This window comes from Streptomyces sp. NPDC058257 (genome assembly GCF_042881845.1).
GTDB lineage: Bacteria > Actinomycetota > Actinomycetes > Streptomycetales > Streptomycetaceae > Streptomyces.
Genome location: NZ_JBHVXJ010000035.1, coordinates 22,667 through 41,269, shown reverse-complemented (window position 1 = coordinate 41,269; position 18,603 = coordinate 22,667). Strand labels below are relative to the sequence as shown.

The 18,603-nt window shown below is 68.8% G+C and carries 14 protein-coding genes; 9 read left to right on the top strand and 5 right to left on the bottom strand.

Features of this window, described 5'->3' with window-relative positions:
* Window positions 1-115 precede the first annotated feature (115 nt).
* Window positions 116-1,540: a cation:dicarboxylate symporter family transporter gene (locus ACFVXC_RS41005; RefSeq protein ID WP_389916699.1), complete on the bottom strand. Its 1,425-nt coding sequence runs from the start codon at window positions 1,538-1,540 to the stop codon at window positions 116-118.
* 158 nt (window positions 1,541-1,698) lie between these two features.
* On the opposite strand from ACFVXC_RS41005, the gene ACFVXC_RS41000 reads away from it, so the two are divergent.
* From ACFVXC_RS41000 to ACFVXC_RS40975, 6 genes are all read left to right on the top strand, one after another.
* On the top strand, window positions 1,699-3,534 hold the full coding sequence (locus ACFVXC_RS41000; RefSeq protein WP_389916697.1) for an ATP-binding protein: 1,836 nt from the start codon (window positions 1,699-1,701) through the stop codon (window positions 3,532-3,534).
* Window positions 3,531-4,217 carry a response regulator gene (locus ACFVXC_RS40995; protein WP_389916695.1) on the top strand — a complete coding sequence of 229 codons (687 nt, stop codon included), beginning with the start codon at window positions 3,531-3,533 and terminating at the stop codon, window positions 4,215-4,217. Before ACFVXC_RS41000 ends, ACFVXC_RS40995 begins: the two co-directional genes overlap by 4 nt.
* Before the next feature lie 210 nt (window positions 4,218-4,427).
* Window positions 4,428-5,789: an extracellular solute-binding protein gene (locus ACFVXC_RS40990; RefSeq protein WP_389916693.1), complete on the top strand. Its 1,362-nt coding sequence runs from the start codon at window positions 4,428-4,430 to the stop codon at window positions 5,787-5,789.
* A gap of 114 nt (window positions 5,790-5,903) precedes the next feature.
* Window positions 5,904-6,860, top strand: coding sequence for a carbohydrate ABC transporter permease (locus ACFVXC_RS40985; protein ID WP_389916691.1), 957 nt, complete (start codon window positions 5,904-5,906; stop codon window positions 6,858-6,860).
* Window positions 6,861-7,724: a carbohydrate ABC transporter permease gene (locus ACFVXC_RS40980; protein WP_389916689.1), complete on the top strand. Its 864-nt coding sequence runs from the start codon at window positions 6,861-6,863 to the stop codon at window positions 7,722-7,724.
* Between the two features lie 342 nt (window positions 7,725-8,066).
* Window positions 8,067-8,777, top strand: coding sequence for a helix-turn-helix domain-containing protein (locus ACFVXC_RS40975; protein WP_389916687.1), 711 nt, complete (start codon window positions 8,067-8,069; stop codon window positions 8,775-8,777).
* A 100-nt stretch (window positions 8,778-8,877) separates the two neighbouring features.
* Here ACFVXC_RS40975 and ACFVXC_RS40970 read toward each other — a convergent pair whose 3' ends face one another.
* A complete protein-coding gene (locus ACFVXC_RS40970; protein ID WP_389916685.1) occupies window positions 8,878-9,903 on the bottom strand; it encodes an ATP-dependent 6-phosphofructokinase in 1,026 nt (341 codons plus the stop codon).
* Window positions 9,904-10,301: 398 nt separating this feature from the next.
* Between ACFVXC_RS40970 and pta the strand changes: the two genes are divergently transcribed.
* The 3 genes from pta to pyk all read left to right on the top strand — a co-directional run bounded on the left by pta (window position 10,302) and on the right by pyk (window position 15,160).
* Window positions 10,302-12,392: a phosphate acetyltransferase gene (pta, locus tag ACFVXC_RS40965; protein ID WP_389916683.1), complete on the top strand. Its 2,091-nt coding sequence runs from the start codon at window positions 10,302-10,304 to the stop codon at window positions 12,390-12,392.
* Window positions 12,393-12,415: 23 nt separating this feature from the next.
* A complete protein-coding gene (locus ACFVXC_RS40960) occupies window positions 12,416-13,639 on the top strand; it encodes an acetate kinase (protein WP_389916682.1) in 1,224 nt (407 codons plus the stop codon).
* A gap of 102 nt (window positions 13,640-13,741) precedes the next feature.
* Window positions 13,742-15,160 carry a pyruvate kinase gene (pyk, locus tag ACFVXC_RS40955; protein WP_389916680.1) on the top strand — a complete coding sequence of 473 codons (1,419 nt, stop codon included), beginning with the start codon at window positions 13,742-13,744 and terminating at the stop codon, window positions 15,158-15,160.
* Between the two features lie 124 nt (window positions 15,161-15,284).
* Here the strand turns inward: pyk and ACFVXC_RS40950 are convergent, their stop codons facing one another.
* The 3 genes from ACFVXC_RS40950 to ACFVXC_RS40940 all read right to left on the bottom strand — a co-directional run bounded on the left by ACFVXC_RS40950 (window position 15,285) and on the right by ACFVXC_RS40940 (window position 17,986).
* Window positions 15,285-16,670 carry a hypothetical protein gene (locus ACFVXC_RS40950; RefSeq protein WP_389916678.1) on the bottom strand — a complete coding sequence of 462 codons (1,386 nt, stop codon included), beginning with the start codon at window positions 16,668-16,670 and terminating at the stop codon, window positions 15,285-15,287.
* A complete protein-coding gene (locus tag ACFVXC_RS40945; protein ID WP_389916676.1) occupies window positions 16,660-17,226 on the bottom strand; it encodes a DUF6114 domain-containing protein in 567 nt (188 codons plus the stop codon). Before ACFVXC_RS40945 ends, ACFVXC_RS40950 begins: the two co-directional genes overlap by 11 nt.
* A 142-nt stretch (window positions 17,227-17,368) precedes the next feature.
* The gene (locus ACFVXC_RS40940; protein ID WP_389916674.1) at window positions 17,369-17,986 is read right to left on the bottom strand and encodes a DUF6230 family protein; all 618 of its coding nucleotides are present in this window, start codon (window positions 17,984-17,986) and stop codon (window positions 17,369-17,371) included.
* Between the last annotated feature and the right edge of the window lie 617 nt (window positions 17,987-18,603).

The following is an 18,603-nucleotide window of genomic DNA, read 5'->3' as shown; positions in this document are numbered from 1 at the left end:
GAAGCGTCAGATGTGTATAAGAGACACGTTGCTGATCGCGGCGGACCTGCCCGCCTCACGGACCACCCGGTCGGTGGCCGACGGCTCTGAGCCGTCAGGTGCGGTCAGGAGGCCGTCAGGAAGCCGTCAGGGACTTCTTCTCGCTGCCCTCGGGCTGCGACGGGACGGCGTCCGCCCCGTCCGCGTCCGCGTTGCCGGACCCGGACTCGGACGCGCCGTCGTCGTCGAGCAGCGTCTTCTCGTCGAACGGCAGCCGTCCCGCGAGGACGTCGTCGACCCGCTGCCGGTCGACCTCCTTGGTCCAGGTACCGATCAGGAGCGTCGCCACCGCGTTGCCCGCGAAGTTGGTCAGGGCGCGGGCCTCGCTCATGAAGCGGTCGACGCCGATGATCAGGCCGACGCCGTCCACCAGGCCCGGCTTGTGCGACTGCAGACCACTCGCCAGGACCGCGATGCCGGAACCGGAGACACCCGCCGCGCCCTTGGACGCGATCATCATGAACAGGAGCAGGGAGATCTGCTCGCCGATGCCGAGCGGCTGGTCCATCGCCTCGGCGATGAAGAGCGACGACATGGTCAGGTAGATCATCGTGCCGTCGAGGTTGAAGGAGTAGCCCGTCGGGACGGTGATGCCGACGACCGGGCGGCTGACGCCCAGGTGCTCCATCTTCGCGATGAGCCGCGGAAGCGCGGACTCGGACGAGGAGGTGGACAGGATGAGCAGGAACTCGCGGCCCAGGTATTTCAGGAGCTTGAAGAGGTTGACCCCGGTCACCAGGCGCAGCAGCGTGCCGAGCACGATCACGATGAACAGCGCACAGGTGACGTAGAACCCGATCATGATCGTGGCAAGGGCCTTCAGGGCGTCGACGCCGGTCTCGCCGACCACCGCCGCCATCGCGCCGAACGCACCGACCGGGGCGGCCCACATGATCATGCCGAGCACGCGGAAGACCAGCCGCTGGATGTGCCCGATGCCCCGCAGGATCGGCTCACCGGAGCGGCCCATGGCCTGCAGCGCGAAGCCCACGAGGAGCGCCACGAGGAGCGTCTGCAGCACCTCGCCCTGGGTGAAGGCGGAGACGATCGTCTTCGGGATGATGCCGAGCGCGAAGTCGACGAGCCCCTTGTCCGCCTCCTCGGCCGCGTCGTGACCCGCGCCCTTCTCGGAGTCGGAGATGTCCATGCCGGAGCCCGGGTGCAGGATGTTGCCGACGAGCAGACCGATGGCGAGCGCGACGACCGACATCGCGACGAAGTAGCCGAGCGCGAGGCCGCCGACCTTGCCGACCTTGGCGGCCTTGCGGACCGAGCCGACGCCCAGGACGATCGTGCAGAAGATGATGGGCGAGATCATCATCTTGATCAGGTTCACGAAGCCGGTGCCCAGCGGCTTGAGCTCCTTGGCGAAGTCGGGGAAGAGCAGTCCGACACCGATACCGAAGACCACGGCGATGATGACTGCGATGTACAGGTAGTGAGTGCGGTCCCGCTTGGCTGCGGGCGCAGGTGCCACCTGGCTGTCGGTGGTGTCGGCCACGAGGGCCCTCCTTGAACGACTACGTCGGCGTTTTCGGCCAGTGCGTGCGGCTCACGTCCTGGGCAGGCGAATCTCGGGTGACTATCTCTCGCCCTGTGAGGGCGGTCACCCTTGCGTTCATTTAGTTCGCACTTATGGAGCGAGGCAGACTGGGCACCATGTCCCTCGCCCGACCGCCCCGGCCCCGCAGCCTCGCCGGTCAGCTCTTCGCGATGCAGATCGTGCTCGTCACCTTCGTGGTGGCCGGGTGCGCCCTGTTCACGTTCCTGAGCGACCGGCACCAGGCCGAGGAGGGCGCGCGCCGCCAGGCCACGGCGGCGGCGCGGGCGGTCGCGGACTCCCCTTCGGTACGTGAGGCCGTACGTGGCCGAAATCCGACGAAGACCCTCCAGCCGTACGCGACCGACGTGCTGCGCCACACCGGGGTCGACTTCGTCACGATCATGGACCCGGACGGCATCCGCTGGACGCACCCCGACAAGGACCAGATCGGCGAGCGCTTCCTCGGCCACCGGGCACAAGCCCTGCGGGGCCGGACCTTCACCGAGACGTACACGGGGACGCTGGGCCCGTCCGTACGCGTGGTCACCCCGATCCTGGCCGACGACGGCAGCGACCGCATCACCGGTCTGGTCAGCGCGGGCATCACCATCGAGGTGATCAGCCAGACGGCGCGCGAACAGCTGCTCACCCTGCTCGGCGTCGCGGCGGGCGCGCTCGCGCTCGGCGGCCTCGGCACATACGTCATCAACGCCCGCCTGCGCCGCCACACCCACGGCATGAACGCCGCCGAGCTGAGCCGCATGCACGACTACCACGAGGCGGCACTGCACGCGGTGCGCGAGGGGCTCCTGATGCTGGACGGGCAGCGGCGCATCGCCCTCATCAACGACGGAGGGCGCGAGCTGCTCGGCGTATCGGGCGACCTGGTGGGCCGTAACGTCGCCGAGCTGGGCCTGCCCGCCCCGCTGACGGGCGCGCTGCTCGCGGCCGAGCCCCGGGTGGACGAGCTGCACCTGACGTCGGACCGGGTGGTCGTCGTCAACACATCCCCCGTGTCGAGCGGTGAGCGCCGCGGAACGGTGGTCACCCTGCGGGATCACACCGAGCTCCAGGCCCTCACCGGTGAGCTGGACTCGGAGCGTGGCTTCACCCGCGCCCTGCGCTCGCAGGCCCACGAGGCGGCGAACCGCCTCCACACGGTGGTCTCCCTCATCGAGCTGGGCCGCGCCGACGAGGCGGTGGACTTCGCCACGGCCGAGCTCGAGCTCGCCCAGACGCTGACGGACCAGGTGGTGGCGGCGGTGAGCGAGCCGGTCCTTGCGGCTCTGCTCCTGGGCAAGGCCGCCCAGGCGAACGAGCACGGCGTGGAGCTCGTCGTCTCCCCCGACAGCAGCATCGACGACGGCATGCTGCCCGCCGACCTGCCCGCGCGCGACCTGGTGACGGTCCTCGGCAACCTGATCGACAACGCCGTGGACGCGGCCCAGGGCTCGCCCGCGGCCCGCGTGACGGTGACGGCACACGCGGACGAGGCGGGGCTGACGCTGCGGGTGTCGGACACGGGCTCCGGGGTGGACCCCGCCCACACGGAGGCGGTCTTCCAGCGCGGCTGGTCGACGAAGGCCACGGCGGGGCGCGGCCTGGGCCTGGCCCTGGTCCACCAGACGGTGACGAAGCATGAGGGGACACTGACCGTGCGGGACTCACCGGAGGGAGGCGCCGAGTTCGAAGTCCGCCTGAACTCGGCCGCTCCTGTTGCGGGCAGGCGTTCCGGGCAACCGATCCGACGGGCGGAACCGTCGATGCCGGATGCGCACCCCTCGATGCCGGATGCGCGCCCCTCGATGCCGGGTGCACGACCCTCGCCGCCGGGAGCACGACCCTCGACGCCAGGCACGCAGCCCTCGCCGCCAGGCGCACAATGCTCGACGCCGGGTGCCGATGACGAGGCGTCCAGTACACCGGACGCAACAGACGGAGGCACCAAATGACCGAGCCGATCCGGGTTCTGGTCGTCGAGGACGACCCTGTCGCGGCCGACGCCCACGTCCTCTATGTGAACCGCATCCCCGGCTTCCACGCCGTGGGCAAGGCGCACAGCGCCGCCGAGGCGAAACGCGCCCTGGACCGTACAGAGGTGGACCTGCTCCTTCTGGACCTCCACCTCCCCGACGGCCACGGCCTCCAACTGGCCCGCACTCTGCGGGCCGCGGGCCACCACGCGGACGTCATCGCCGTCACGTCGGCCCGCGATCTCACGGTCGTACGCGAGGGAGTCTCCCTCGGCGTCGTCCAGTACGTACTGAAGCCCTTCACGTTCGCCACCCTCCGCGACCGCCTCACCCGCTATGCCGAGTTCCGCACCGCGGCGGGCGAGGCCACCGGCCAGGACGAGGTGGACCGCGCCCTGGCCACCCTGCGCGCGCCAAGCCCCGCCGCCCTGCCCAAAGGGCTCAGCGGCCCGACCCTGGAGAGGGTGACCCGCACCCTGCGCGACGCGCCCCCCGAGGGCGTCACCGCCGCGGTCGCCGCCGAGACCGTGGGCATCTCCCGCATCACCGCGCGCCGCTACCTGGAGCACCTGGTCACCACGGGCCGCGCGTCGCGCACGCCGCAGTACGGCCACGTGGGCCGCCCCGAGTACGTGTACCGCTGGCTCACGTCGGCCGGCTGACGCTTCAACTTCCCGCCCCCATAAGCCGATTAGCAGCCCGCTGACTCACCGGTAACGCCCGGAAGCCGCCTCCAATAACAACGTTGTCACGTTGATGACAAGGGGCGTTGCACGGGCATTGACCTTGCTCCGAGCCCGCCCTTACGTTCACCGGGCAGCCCCGCGTTGCGCCCTGCGTGGTAACCCAGCCGCGTCGGCCAGTAGGAGGTCGTGCCCGTGCATCCCACCACCCCGCTGCTCCTCGCCACCGCCCTGGTCGCCGCCGGCACCCTCACCGCGTGCGGCGGGGGCTCCGGCGATGATCCGAACACCGTGAAGATCTCCTTCAAGCAGTCCACGGACAACCAGATCAAGGTCATGGACACCTATCTGGCGGACATCAAGAAGCAGTTCGAGAAGGAGAACCCCGGCAAGAAGGTGAAGCTGGTGCCGATCAAGGCGCCGGACTCCGAGTACTACACCAAGCTGCAGCAGATGATGCGCTCCCCGAAGACCGCGCCCGACCTGGTCTACGAGGACACCTTCCTCATCAACTCGGACATCACCAGCGGCTACCTGAAGCCGCTCGATCCCTATCTGAACAAGTGGAAGGACTGGGACCAGTTCATCTCCACGTCCAAGACGGCGGCGAAGGCGGCGGACGGAAAGACGTACGGCGTCCCGGACGGCACCGACACGCGCGGCCTCTGGTTCAGCAAGGGCATCTTCAAGAAGGCCGGGCTGCCCGCGAACTGGCAGCCGAAGTCGTGGGACGACATCCTCCGGACGGCGCGGACCATCAAGAAGAAGGTCCCCGGCGTCACACCCCTGAACGTCTACACGGGCAAGCCGGCCGGCGAGGCGGCCACCATGCAGGGCATGGAGATGCTCCTGTACGGCACGGGGCAGAACCCGATGTACGACCCCAAGTCCAAGAAGTGGGTCACCGGCAGCCAGGGTTTCAAGGACTCCCTGGAGTTCGTCGAGACGGTCTACAAGGAGAAGCTCGGCCCGGACGTCACCGACGCCCTCGACCCGAACTTCGCCACCCGGGTCCGCGGCGAACTCCTCCCCGAGGACAAGCTCGGCATCAACCTCGACGGCTCCTGGCTGCCGCAGGACTGGGGCAAGGGCGCGGGTCACGAGTGGCCCGAGTGGTCGAAGAAGCTGGGCCTCGCGCACATGCCGACCCAGAACGGCGAGGCCCCCGGCAAGGTGAGCATGTCCGGCGGCTGGACCTGGGCGATCCCGGCCAAGGCGTCCAACCCCGACCTGGCCTTCCGGTTCATCGAGACGATGCAGACCAAGGCCAACGCCCAGAAGTGGTACGTGGCGAACTCGGGCATCGCCGTCCGCAAGGACGTGGCGGCCGACCCCGCGTACCTCAAGGCGCAGCCCGGTCTGAAGTTCTTCACCGACCTGGTCCCCTCGACGAACTACCGCCCCGCGTACCCGGCGTACCCGAAGGTCTCCACCGCGGTACAGGAGGCCATGGAGAAGGTCACGACGGGCGACGGCTCCGTGGCCGAAGCGGCGAGCGGATACGACGACGAGGTCAAGGCGGCGGCGGACGGCAAGGTCGTCAAGAAGTAGCGACGCCGGTACGTGGAGAGGTGCGTGCGGGCGGCTGTCCGCACGCACGTCCGTAAGGGATCCCGCACGCACGTCCGCGAGGGATCCGTACGCAAGGGAAGTGAGTGTCCCGAGGTGACCACCGCACCCCCCGCCGGGCCCGGCGACATCGCCAAGATCGCACCCGATCCGGGCGCCCCGCGCCCCGCGCGGCCCCCGTCCCGCGGCAGACTGACGGGCCGGGCCCTGACCCGCGCGCTGCCCCTGTCCCCCGCCGTCGTCCTGCTCCTCCTCTTCCTCGCGGGACCGATCGGCTACTGCGCCTACATCGCCTTCACCGACCTCCAGCTCACCGGCCAGGCGGAGTCGAGCTTCGTCGGGTTCGACAACTTCCGTAAGGCCTTCGGCGACGAGGCGTTCCTCAACGCGGTCTGGCTGACCCTGGTCTTCACGGTCGTCTCGTCGCTGATCGGGCAGAACACCATCGGCCTCGCGCTCGCGTCCCTGATGCAGCGGGCGTCCAAGCCGGTCCGCACGCTCACCGGCGCGATCGTGATCACGGCGTGGGTGCTGCCCGAGGTGGTGGCGGCCTTCCTCCTGTACGCGTTCTTCCGCCGCGAGGGCACGCTCAACGCGGTCCTCGACTTCCTTCATCTCCCGTCCCAGAACTGGATGTACACGCTGCCGATCCTGGCGGTGTCGTTCGCCAACGTATGGCGGGGGACGGCGTTCTCGATGCTGGTCTACTCGGCGGCCCTGAACGAGATCCCCAAGGAGATCACCGAGGCGGCCGAGGTGGACGGCGCGGGCGGCTGGCGCCGCATGTGGCACATCACGCTCCCGATGATCCGCCGCTCCATCGGCACGAACCTGATGCTGAACACCCTCCAGACCCTCTCCGTCTTCGGTCTGATCTGGGTGATGACGCGAGGCGGTCCGGGAAACCGCAGCCAGACCCTTCCCCTGTTCATGTACGAACAGGCCTTCCAGAAGAGCATGATCGGGTACGGCACGGCGGTGGCGCTTCTGCTCCTGGTCGTCGGCTCACTCTTCTCCCTCGTCTATATGCGCCTGCTCCGCACGGAGGTCTGAGTGTCCGCCAACACCGTCAAGTCACCGGCCCGGAGCCTCGGTTCGCGCCGCACCGGCCGCCGTCTCGCGGCGGACGCGGGGCTGCTCGTGGTCGCGGCCGCGTTCGTCCTTCCCCTGGCCTGGGTGATCCTGTCGTCGCTCGACACCAAGGCCGATCTCAAGGTGAAGGTCCCCGACGGCATCACCCTGGACAACTACGACGCGGTCCTGACCCCCGAGATCACCTTCACGCCCCTCCTCAACAGCCTGCTCCTGTGCGGCGGCGGCACCCTCCTGACGGTTGTCTGCGCGGCACTCGCCGCGTACCCGCTCTCCCGCTTCAAGTCCCGCCTGAACCGCCCCTTCATGCTGACGATCCTCTTCGCGACGAGCCTGCCGATCACCGCGATCATGGTCCCGGTGTACGCGCTGTTCGTCCAGGTCGACCTGATCGACACGATGCAGGGCACGATCTTCTTCTTCGCCGCGTCCCAACTGCCGTTCGCCATCTGGCTGATGAAGAACTTCATGGACGGGGTCCCCAAGGAGCTGGAGGAGGCGGCGTGGACGGACGGCGCGTCGTCGTTCCAGTCCCTGCTGCGGATCGTGCTCCCCCTGATGGGCCCGGGGGTCGCGGTGGTGACGGTCTTCTCCTTCGTCATGATGTGGGGCAACTTCTTCGTCCCGTTCATGCTCCTGCTCTCGCCGGAGCAGATGCCCGCGTCGGTGAGCATCAATGACTTCTTCGGCAACAAGGGCACGGTCGTCTACGGGCAGTTGGCGGCGTTCTCGATCATCTACTCGACGCCGGTGATCCTCCTGTACGTCCTCATCTCGCGCCGCCTGGGCGGCGGCTTCGCGTTGGGAGGCGCGGTGAAGGGGTGACCTGCCGCCCCGATGTCCATCCGTGCGACGACCACCGCGGAGCCGATCTCCCTCAAGATCCCCGGGCACGAAGGACGACACTGAGACCTACCCCGCCTCGCCTCCGGGGTCCGCCCGATCGAGAGCGGCAAGACTGACCGACAGGGAGGGCAACCTCGCGACCGACCACGTCCAACACTGTCGACACTGTCGATACTGTCCAGATCGGCGCGCTCTCCGTGGCAGGGGCACCGCTGGGCGAGCACCGCTCCCCCAGCCCCCAGCCCGCTCCCCGTAGCTTCGCACCAATCCGCAACCTCGTAGGAACGCACCGTAGTCGCCAGCCCCCCGCCCCCATACCGTGTGCCCGTGCAACCGAGCCAACCGCCGCACCAGCCCACACCCCCGTTCAACTTCCCCGCCGCCCGTCGCCTCCGTGAGGCCCTCGGGATGGCGCACGGGCATGTCGCCTACGGGATGCGGGCGAGCTACGGTCTCGCCCACATCACCCCCGAGACCATCTCCGCCTGGGAACGTGGGCTCGCCTCGCCCACCTCCGCCGAGCTCACCGCCCTCGCGGGGACCTTGTGGTGCTCTCCCGGTGAACTCATGGGCGCCGCGACGACATTGCGCGAACACCGGCTCGCGCGCGGGCTTGCCCCGGAGGATGTCGCGCGGGGCTCCGGCGTCGAGATCCAGGTCTATCTGCACATGGAGGAGACCAACACCTGGCGCGGCAACGAACGGCAGTCCGCCGCCCTCGCCGAGGTGCTTCAGCTCCCCCTGTCCGACTTCATCACCGTCACGGGGCGCGCGGACGAGCTCGCCGGTCTGCTGCGCAGCGCCGTGTCCACCCGCTGGCAGGGGTACGTCCGGCCCGTCAGCAAGATGCTGCCCGTACGGAAGCGGCATCTGGAAGACGTGTTGCAGCAACTGCACGCCGACTACCAGTCGCGGATGGTCCGGACACTCAGTTGGGGCGGCGGGGCCGGGGCCGATGCCTCGGGGAGTGCCGGACGGGATTTCCTGGACAAGATCCTTGAGCACTTCTGGGCCCAGGTCCGGGGAGCCTGAGCACTTCAGAGCCCAGGCCCGGGGGGGGCTGAGCACTTCAGAGCCCAGGCCCGGGGGACGGCCAAGGGCTGAGACCCCGGCCGCCCAGCTCCACGCGCCTCTAGAAGACCGACTCCGCCTCGTCCATCCGGTCCTTCGGCACCGTCTTCAGCTCGGTGACCGCCTCCGCGAGCGGCACCATCGTGATGTCCGTGCCCCGCAGCGCCGTCATCCGGCCGTAGTCGTCACGGTGCACCGCCTCCACCGCGTGCCAGCCGAAGCGGGTGGCGAGAACCCGGTCGTACGCGGTCGGGGTGCCGCCGCGCTGGACGTGGCCCAGGATGACCGGCTTGGCCTCCTTGCCGAGGCGGGTCTCCAGTTCGTACGCGAGTGCCGTACCGATGCCCTGGAAGCGCTCGTGGCCGAACCGGTCGATCGCGCCCACGCCGTAGTTCATGGTGCCTTCCTGCGGGTGCGCTCCCTCGGCCACGCAGATCACCGCGAACTTCTTGCCGCGCGAGAACCGCTCCTCGACCAGTTTGATCAGGTCAGCGGGGTCGAAGGGGCGCTCGGGGAGGCAGATGCCGTGAGCGCCGCCCGCCATGCCCGACTCAAGGGCGATCCAGCCCGCGTGGCGGCCCATGACCTCGACGACCATCACGCGCTGGTGGGACTCGGCGGTCGTCTTGAGGCGGTCCATCGCCTCCGTGGCCACGCCCACCGCCGTGTCGAAGCCGAACGTGCGGTCCGTGGAGGAGATGTCGTTGTCGATCGTCTTCGGGACGCCCACCACCGGCAGGCCCGCGTCCGACAGCATCTTCGCGGCCGTGAGCGTGCCCTCGCCGCCGATGGGGATCAGGGCGTCGAAGCCGATCTCCTTGGCGAGCGCGGGCGCGTCCTCGCAAGCCGCGCGGAAGCGGTCGCGCTCCAGGCGCGAGGAACCCAGAATCGTTCCGCCACGAGCCAGGATGCCGCTGACCTCGTTGAGGCCCAGGGAGCGGTAGCGGCCGTCGAGCAGGCCCGCGTAACCGTCCTCGAAGCCGATGACCTCGTCGCCGTAATGCGTGACGGCTCGGTGCACGACCGACCGGATCACAGCGTTGAGGCCGGGGCAGTCACCGCCTGCGGTGAGAATTCCGATGCGCATCGTGCTGTGTCTCCTGCTCGCTGTTGATGCGTGTGAGCCGGTCTGATTGTTCCATGGCCGGGAACCGGACGCCGCTCACCCGTCGAACGCCGTCTCCCGTCCCGCGTCCTGCGTCTCCCGTCCTGCGTCTCCCGTCCTCCGTCTTCCGTCTTCCGTCACAGAACCCTTCCCCTCTCGCGGCTGCTCCGCCCGATCCTGGGGAGGAGGCCTTTAGGCCCGCTGAATGGGGGCCTTCGTCCGGCGGGCGCCCTAGCCAGCCGCAGAGGTATTGTCAAGAGGGCACGGCAACCATATCGGGTCATTTGTCCGGGGCTGGGGCCTTGAGGCCGAGAAGGCCTGGAGGTCTGAAGGTCTGGAGGCCTTGCGGCCCTGAGCCAGCGAAGAAGGGGAGAGCACGCGTGACGCGCAGCGTGTACGTGACCGGGATCGACCGGGGCGACGGCCGCCAGGTCGTCGAGCTGGGAGTCATGGAGCTCCTGACGCGTCAGGTCGACCGGGTGGGGGTGTTCCGGCCGCTCGTCCATGACGGGCCCGACCGGCTCTTCGACCTGCTGCGCGCCCGCTACCGGCTCGCGCAGGACGCCGCGTCGGGGTACGGGATGGACTATCACGAGGCCTCCGCGATCCAGGCCGAGCAGGGCACCGACGAGCTCGTCTCCCAGCTCGTCGACCGTTTTCACCGGGTGGCCAGGGACTATGAAGTCGTCCTCGTGCTCGGGACCGACTTCGCCGACACCCAGCTCCCTGACGAGCTGTCCCTCAACGCCCGCCTCGCCAACGAGTTCGGCGCCTCGGTGATAGCCGTCGTCGGCGGCAAGAACCAGACCGCCGAATCGGTCCGCGCCGAGACGCGCAACGCCTATCGCGCCTACGAGAGCCTGGGCTGCGACGTCCTGGCGATGGTCACCAACCGGGTGGCGCCCGCCGACCGCGACGAGATCCACGACAGCCTCACCGGCCTCCCCGTGCCCAGCTACGTCCTGCCGGACGAGCCCGCACTCGCCGCCCCCACGGTCGCCCAGATCACCCACGCGCTCGGCGGCCGCGTCGTGCTCGGCGACGACGCGGGCCTGGCGCGTGACGCGCTCGACTTCGTCTTCGGCGGCGCGATGCTGCCGAACTTCCTGAACGCCCTGACCCCGGGCTGCCTCGTGGTCACCCCCGGCGACCGCGCCGACCTCGTCGTGGGCTCGCTCGCCGCGCACAGCGCCGGTACGCCGCCGATCGCGGGCGTCCTGCTCACCCTCAACGAGCAGCCCGGCGAGGCGATCCTCAAGCTCGCCGACCGCCTCGCGCCCGGCACCCCCGTCATCGCCGTGACCGGCGGCTCCTTCCCGACCGCGGGCGAACTCTTCGCTCTGGAGGGGAAGTTGAACGCCGCCACCCCCCGTAAGGCGGAGACGGCGCTCGGGCTCTTCGAGCGGTACGTCGACACCGCCGGCCTGCGCAGCCGCGTACAGGCCCCCAGCAGCGACCGCGTCACGCCGATGATGTTCGAGCACAAGCTCCTGGAGCAGGCCCGCTCCCACAAGCGCCGCGTCGTCCTGCCCGAGGGCACCGAGGAGCGCGTCCTGCGCGCCGCCGATGTACTCCTTCGCCGCGGTGTCTGCGATCTGACGCTCCTGGGTCCCATCGAGCAGATCCGTAAGAAGGCGGCCGACCTCGGCGTCGACCTCGCCGACTCGCAGCTCATCGACCCGCAGACCTCCGAGCTGCGGGACGCCTTCGCCACCGAGTACGCCGAGCTGCGCGCCCACAAGGGCGTCACGGTGGAGCTGGCGTACGACGTCGTCGCGGACGTGAACTACTTCGGCACGCTGATGGTGCAGGGGGGTTACGCCGACGGCATGGTGTCGGGATCCGTGCACTCCACGGCCGCCACCATCCGGCCCGCCTTCGAGATCATCAAGACGAAGCCCGACGCCTCGATCGTCAGCTCCGTCTTCTTCATGTGCCTCGCCGACAAGGTGCTCGTCTACGGCGACTGCGCGGTGAACCCGGACCCGAACGCCGAGCAGCTCGCCGACATCGCCGTGCAGGCCGCCGCCACCGCCGAGCAGTTCGGCGTGGAGCCGCGGATCGCGATGCTCTCGTACTCGACGGGTACGTCAGGGTCGGGCGCCGACGTCGACAAGGTGCGCGAGGCGACCGAGCTGGTGCGGGAGAGCCGCAGCGACCTGAAGATCGAGGGGCCGATCCAGTACGACGCCGCCGTGGAGCCCTCGGTCGCGGCGACGAAGCTGCCGGACTCGGAGGTCGCGGGGCAGGCCAGTGTGCTGATCTTCCCTGACCTGAACACCGGCAACAACACATACAAGGCCGTCCAGCGCTCGGCGGGCGCGATCGCCGTCGGTCCGGTACTCCAGGGCCTGCGCAAGCCGGTCAACGACCTGTCCCGCGGCGCCCTCGTCCAGGACATCGTCAACACCGTCGTCATCACCGCGATCCAGGCCCAGGACCAGGGCCGGGACGGCGCCCCCTCCGCATGACGTCTACAGAAAGCATTCCTCCCGTGAGCGCCACCCGCGTCCTCGTCCTCAACTCCGGCTCCTCGTCGGTGAAGTACCAGCTGCTCGACATGCGGGACGGCTCCCGTCTCGCGGTCGGCCTCGTCGAGCGCATCGGCGAGGAGACCTCGCGGCTCAAGCACACCCCGCTGACCGGTGGCGGCGGCGAGGAGCGTGCGCGCGAGGAGCCCATCGCCGACCACGAGGCGGCCCTGCGGACGGTCTCCGCCGAGCTGAGCGCCGACGGGCTCGGCCTCGACTCCCCCGAGCTCGCCGCGATCGGCCACCGCGTCGTGCACGGCGGCCTGAAGTTCACTGAGCCGACGGTCATCACCGACGAGGTGCTCGCGGAGATCCAGCGGCTCGTCCCGGTGGCGCCGCTGCACAACCCGGCCAACATCACCGGCATCCGCACCGCCCAGGCCCTGCGCCCCGACCTCCCCCAGGTCGCGGTCTTCGACACGGCGTTCCACACGACGATGCCGGAGTCGGCGGCCCGCTACGCGATCGACGTGGCCACCGCCGACGAGCACCGCGTGCGGCGCTACGGCTTCCACGGGACGTCCCACGCGTACGTCTCCCGGAAGACCGCCTGGCTCCTGGGCAAGGCTCCCGAGGACGTCAACGTCATCGTGCTGCACCTGGGCAACGGCGCGTCCGCCAGCGCCGTGCGGGGCGGGCGCTGCGTGGAGACATCGATGGGGCTCACGCCGCTTGAGGGGCTCGTGATGGGTACCCGTTCCGGTGACGTGGATCCGGCGGTCGTCTTCCACCTGGCCCGCGTCGGCGGGATGTCGATCGACGAGGTCGACGCCCTGCTCAACAAGAAGAGCGGCCTGGTCGGCCTCTGCGGCGACAACGACATGCGGGAGATCAGGCGCCGCATCGACGGGGGCGACGAGGCCGCGGCGCTCGCCTTCGACATCTACATCCACCGTCTGAAGAAGTACATCGGCGCCTACTACGCGGTGCTCGGCCGGGTGGACGCCATCGCGTTCACGGCGGGGGTCGGCGAGAACGCGGCGCCGGTGCGGGAGGCCGCGGTCGCGGGCCTCGAGGAACTGGGGCTCGCGGTCGACGGAGCGCTCAACGCTGTACGTTCCGACGAGGCGCGGTTGATCTCGCCGGAGTACGCGCGGGTGGCGGTCGCCGTCGTCCCCACCGACGAGGAGCTGGAGATCGCGCGGCAGACCTACGCGCTGGTTGCGACGCTCGGCGACCCGTCATGACAGGACCCGTCAGCGCCGCAACGCCTGAGCGCACTTCCGCCCATTTGTAGATTCCACCAGACGGAATATTCCGAAGCGAAACAAACCGATAGGATCGCCCCCATGCGCCGTTCCAAAATCGTCTGCACGCTGGGCCCCGCCGTCGACTCCGAAGAGCAGCTCGTCTCGCTGATCGAAGCCGGTATGAATGTGGCCCGCTTCAACTTCAGCCACGGCACGCACGCCGAGCACCAGGGGCGGTACGACCGCGTCCGTGCCGCTGCCGACAAGACCGGCCGTGCCGTCGGCGTCCTCGCCGACCTGCAGGGTCCCAAGATCCGCCTGGAGACCTTCGCCGAGGGACCCGTCGAGCTGGTGCGCGGTGACGAGTTCACCATCACCACCGAGGACGTCCCCGGTGACAAGTCCATCTGCGGCACCACCTACAAGGGTCTGCCCGGTGACGTCTCCAAGGGCGACCAGGTCCTGATCAACGACGGCAACGTCGAGCTGCGCGTCGTCGAGGTGGACGGCCCGCGCGTCAAGACGATCGTCGTCGAGGGCGGTGTCATCTCCGACCACAAGGGCATCAACCTGCCCGGCGCGGCCGTGAACGTGCCCGCGCTCTCCGAGAAGGACATCGAGGACCTGCGCTTCGCCCTGAAGATGGGCTGCGACATGGTCGCCCTGTCCTTCGTGCGCGACGCCGGCGACGTCAAGGACGTCCACAAGGTGATGGACGAGGAGGGCCGCCGGGTCCCCGTCATCGCCAAGGTGGAGAAGCCGCAGGCCGTGGCCAACATGGAGGGCGTCGTCGCGGCCTTCGACGCCGTCATGGTCGCCCGTGGTGACCTGGCAGTGGAGTACCCGCTCGAGAAGGTCCCGATGGTGCAGAAGCGCCTCGTGGAGATGTGCCGCCGCAACGCCAAGCCGGTGATCGTCGCGACCCAGATGATGGAGTCGATGATCACCAACTCGCGCCCCACGCGCGCCGAGGCGTCCGACGTCGCCAACGCGATCCTGGACGGCGCGGACGCGGTCATGCTGTCCGCCGAGTCCTCCGTGGGCGCGTACCCGATCGAGACCGTCAAGACGATGTCGAAGATCGTCAAGGCGGCCGAGGAGGAGTTGCTCGCCAAGGGTCTGCAGCCGCTCGTGCCCGGCAAGAAGCCGCGTACGCAGGGTGGTTCGGTGGCCCGCGCCGCGTGCGAGATCGCGGACTTCCTGGGCGCCGAGGCGCTGATCGCCTTCACGCAGTCCGGTGACACCGCCCGCCGTCTGTCCCGCTACCGCGCGGCGCAGCCGATCCTGGCCTTCACCACCGACCAGGCGACCCGCAACCAGCTCACCCTGAGCTGGGGCGTGGACTCGTACGTCGTGCCGCACGTCGACAACACCGACGCGATGGTCGAGCTCGTCGACGCCGAGCTGATCAAGCTGAACCGCTTCAACGACGGCGACACCGTGGTCATGACCGCCGGTTCGCCCCCCGGTGTCCCCGGCACCACCAACATGGTCCGTGTGCACCACCTGGGCGGCTGACACGCCCTGGTACGACACTGAGGGCGCCCCCTGGTTCAGGGGGCGCCCTCAGCGCTTTCCGCGGCTCCCGGTGTTCCGGTGTGCGGTGACCCGGTGTTCCGGTACTCCGGTACTCCGGTGAAGATCAGTCGGTGATCGACTGGTGCAGACCGGGGATGTGCAGGTTGCCGCCGAACTGACCGGCCTGCTTCACCTTCACGTCCGTGAAGTAGATCAGCGGGATGTTCAGGGGCGGCGGGTGCTCCGGGTCGAACGTGATCGGGATGAGTCCGAAGAGCTTGCCCGAGATGCTCTCGGTGTACATCGTCGTCTTCCCGCCCGTGATCGTGGACGTGGATCCCTTGGCGGCCTCGACGTGGTACTTCTTGCCGGCGGGGCCGTCGACGATCTGGTGCAGATCGCCGATGTCGGTGCTGTCGACGACGTACTTCAAGGTCTGCTTGGTCTGGCCGTTGGGCATCTTCACGTTCACGACGCCCTGGTAGTCCGCGCCCTTGAGCGTCAGCGAGCTGGCCTCCAGGTTCCACGGCTGGTTCGGGATCGGCGACGGCGTCTGCTCGGCGTCTCCGTCGACCTTCTTCTCGACCACGCACGGGAACGGCTTCTTGCCGTTCTCGTCCGGTGCCATCGGGTCCGCGGACTCCTGCGCCTTGGCCTTGTCGGCAGCCTCTTCAGCCGCCTTCTCAGCCTTCTCCTTGGCCTCCCGCTTAGCCTTGTCGACCGAGTCCTCGGCCTTGTCGGCACCGTCCTTGACGCCGTCCTTCACCCCGTCGAGGGTGTCGTCGACCGGCTTGGTGACGTCGTCGACCGTGTCCTTGACCGTGTCGTCGGAGGACTTGGAGGACCCCGAGGACTTGCTCTCCTGCGAGGCGGAGGGCGTCGGCGTGGGGCTCTGGGACTTCTTCTCGTCGGGCGTGAAGATGTCCTTGAGCGCGTCACCGACACCCAGCGGGTCCAACGGGTTCTTGGTCTCGGAGGGATCCGGCGCGGGCTCGTCGGCCTTGTCGCCGGCCTTGTCGTCCGAAGCGGACGACGACGGAGTCGGCTCGGTCTTGTCGCCGTCCGAACCCGCCTTGTCACCGGCGGAGGGCTTGGTCGTCGGCTCGGTGGTGGCCTTGCCGGAGTCGTCCTTGCCCGTCTTGTCGGCCTTCTCGGCGGCGTCCTTCTCCGCCTTCTCGGCCTTCTCCTTCTTCGCCTTCTCCTCGGCAGCCTTGTCGGCTTCCTTCTCCGTATCCTCGGTGGCCTTGGTGGCCTTGGAGGCGTCGTCCGGCGCCGTGACACACGGGCCGTCCTGGAAGGGGTTCTTCGGCAGCGGCTTGGCCTGCGCGAGCTGAGGTGTGAGCCCCATGCCCATGAGGACTGCGGTCGGCATGGCCGCGATGGCTATCGCCTTGCCCGCGGGAACGTGCAGGCGAGTGAGGAGCGGCTTTCTGGGTGCCGCGTGGCGCGGCCCGGATCTCGCGCGGGCCTCCCCCGCGGAGTCAGCGTGGTGCACCTCGTCAGCCGGCACGGTGCCTCCCGTTCGTCCCGTTGTCCGGGCTCGTTCCTGACAGATCGTCCGTAGTGCCGCTCACCCCGTTCGCGGCCCCCGCGGCCGCGGGCTCCGGCGCCCCGTCATCAGAGCGGTCGGCTTCCCTGTCGGCACTGCCCTTCGCGGACGCCTTCGCCGGCTTGGCCGCCGCCCAGGAGATGCCGAGGGCACCGCCGAGCAGAGCGAGCAGGAAGCCGATGACGAAACCGCCGAAGTTGGAGACCACCAGAGAGACCAGGGCGAGCAGAATCGCCGCGACACCCGCGAAGATCCGGGAATGCGGCTGGAACCACATGGTCAGGCCGAGCACGACAAGCAGGACGCCGATGATCAACGAGCCGGCACCGGCGGTCGTCGCCATCCGGATCGTCATCGTGCCGAGCGTGAGGTTCGCGTACGGGAAGTACATGATCGGGATGCCGCCGAGCAACGTCAGCAGGCCACCCCAGAACGGGCGCTGACCGCGCCACCCTCGGAACGATTGGCGCATCCGACCGAGCTTGTCGCCCAGTCCCACTTGCGCTTCGGCGCTCATGTCGTACAGCTCCTCGGGGAACGGCGTTGGTTCTGTGTGTGCTGCGGATTCGGGCACGGGGACGGTTTGAGGTCAAGATTCGTCGCGCCCCCGCGCCCAGCCGTGCTGCGCGACAAGTACCGCTGCTAAGGCATCAGTTGCCTCAGTAGCACTCGTGCTTGCCCTTCTTGACCGACATGCCCAGACCAGAGAGCTTGAAGGTGCCTGCGGTGGTCGCCCACGCACGCTGCTTGACGTCGGTGAACTTCACCGAGTCAGCCTGCTGCGCGAACGAATCCGGGGCGTACTTGTCGCCCTTCGACGGGCCAGGGCCCTTGGTCGTCCGGTCGACCGATACGCCGATGTCCACGTTGGTGAACGTCGCGTCGGCCTTCAGGTCATCGGCGTCGATGTAAAGCTTCTTCGCCTCGACCTTCGGGCCGCCGTTACCGCCGGCCTTGAGGGTCATCGACACATCGCCGAAGACGGGGACCGGAACGACGACGGACTGGCAGAGGTTGGTGATCTCTGCTTCGTCGAGGCCGACGACGGCGACCGGGTGATTACCCGACTTACCGCTGTCGAGCGCCCCGTACTGGACGAAACCAGTACCGTCGAGCTGTTTGGCGGTCACCTTGAACTGCTGGCCGGACACACTGAACGATGCCGCGAGTGCACCCTGCGAGAGGGCCACGCCTATCGCGGCAGTCGCCGCGACGCTCGGCACCATGACTACGGCGAACCGCTTCCATCTGGTTCCGCCACGAGCCACGGACTCCATGACTTTCCTCCTTCTCGGACGTACATCTCCGGCCCTGACTGCTCCCGTTCGGGCGGCTCAGCCGGGCAGGGATGGGAGAAGCGCTACGTCCTCGGGAAGGAGAGCGCCCGCATGGGAGGCGCGCAACTGCGCCACTCAGCACCGGCGATCACCCCCGAGCGACAACCACTGGTCGCACGCGACACGCACAACCTGCCGGACAGGCCCTGCCGGATGGCAGAGACCCCCCTGTCCAAGACCGGCGACGGGGTGCCTCCGGCCTGCTCGGTGGGGACCCAGAAACCCCGCTCCCGACTGGCTTTCGGGCTGCGGGTCAAAGGACCGAGCGTCGCCGATCGTGGTGCATTCTCGGCCCCCGCACAAGGGGGTTCGTTACTGGCTAGTAACGGCCCGATAACCGAAGCACGACCGCGCGGTATCGGTCGGCCACGGACGGTGCACCCATGGGCAGGAGCAGACCGGGATGTTGAAGGGCAGAACAGGACAGAAGACTGGCCTGGGCTTACTCCAAGTAACAGTGGCCGCGTTTACCAAGTTTTGGTAAAGCGCGGCCACTGTGACGCCTTGGCGGCAGATTTTCACTCGGGCATCACAAGCCCCAGCGTTTAGGGACTGGT